General features: G+C 69.4%; 1 protein-coding gene. It reads left to right on the forward strand.

Annotated features, from left to right (window positions below; translation table 11 throughout):
- Positions 1-180: 180 nt before the first annotated feature.
- Positions 181-1,067, forward strand: an 887-nt coding sequence (locus tag AB1K54_RS17295; RefSeq protein ID WP_371204004.1) for an ISL3 family transposase, incomplete at its 3' end; no start/stop codon positions are given.

Below are 1,067 nucleotides of genomic sequence, written 5' to 3' on the forward strand. Positions count from 1 at the left end.
GGCTCTTCGGACATTTGGTGGGGGTGAGGCTCGCCGGGTGATGGTCGGTGGGTAGGGGTCGAGGTCCCCGAGGATCAGTAGCGCCAACTGCTGTTCCATCACGAGGACCTCGACGTGTCTCACCATAGTTCGGGGTGCGCTGACGCGCGCTCTGCTTCCTGCCCGTGTTCCCGCTGCGACCTGCTGCTCGGCCTGGACGGCGTCCACGTTGAGTATGTCGACCGTCGCGACGGGCTGCTGGTCGTCACCGTCTCGACACCAGCGGCGCCTGCCGGGTGCCCGTCGTGCGGGGTCGTCGCGACCGGCCGCGGACGTCGTCGACGGGTGCTTCATGACGTGCCCGGGGTGACTCGGGTGCGGATCGTGTGGCGGCAGCGGGTCTGGCGGTGCGACGACGAGGCCTGCGTGCGGCGGACGTTCGTGGAACAGCTGCCGTCCGTGGTCGCCCCGCGAGGATCGATCACCAAGCGCGCTGTCGGCTGGGCGATCGGGCAGTTGCGCCGTGAGCACGCCAGCATCCATGGCCTGGCCCGTCAGCTCGGGACGTCGTGGAAGACGGTGTGGCGGGCCGTCGAACCTGAGCTCGTCAAGCTCGCCGCTGATGAGTCCCGGTTCGAGAACGTCACCACTCTCGGGGTCGACGAGCACATCTGGCATCACGTCGACGCCCGCAAGCGCGGGCCGAAGGAGCTGACCGGGATGGTCGACCTCAGCCGCGACAGCACCGGGAAGACGCGGGCCCGGCTGCTCGACCTCGTGCCGGGCAGATCGGGGAAGGCGTACGCGACCTGGCTCGCCGAACGCGGCGACGCGTTCCGGAGGAGCGTGAAGGTCGCAGCTCTTGACCCGTTCGCGGGCTACAAGACCGCGATCGACGACAAGCTGGACGACGCCGTCGCGGTGCTCGACGCGTTCCATGTCGTCAAGCTCGGCACCGCCGCCGTGGACGAGGTCCGCCGCCGCGTTCAGCAGGACACCCTCGAGCATCGCGGACGGAAGGGGGACCCGCTCTACGGGATCCAGACCATCCTCCGCGCCGGAGCGGAGAACCTCACCGACAAGCAGCG

This window comes from Microbacterium sp. BWT-B31 (genome assembly GCF_041379855.1).
Lineage (GTDB): Bacteria > Actinomycetota > Actinomycetes > Actinomycetales > Microbacteriaceae > Microbacterium.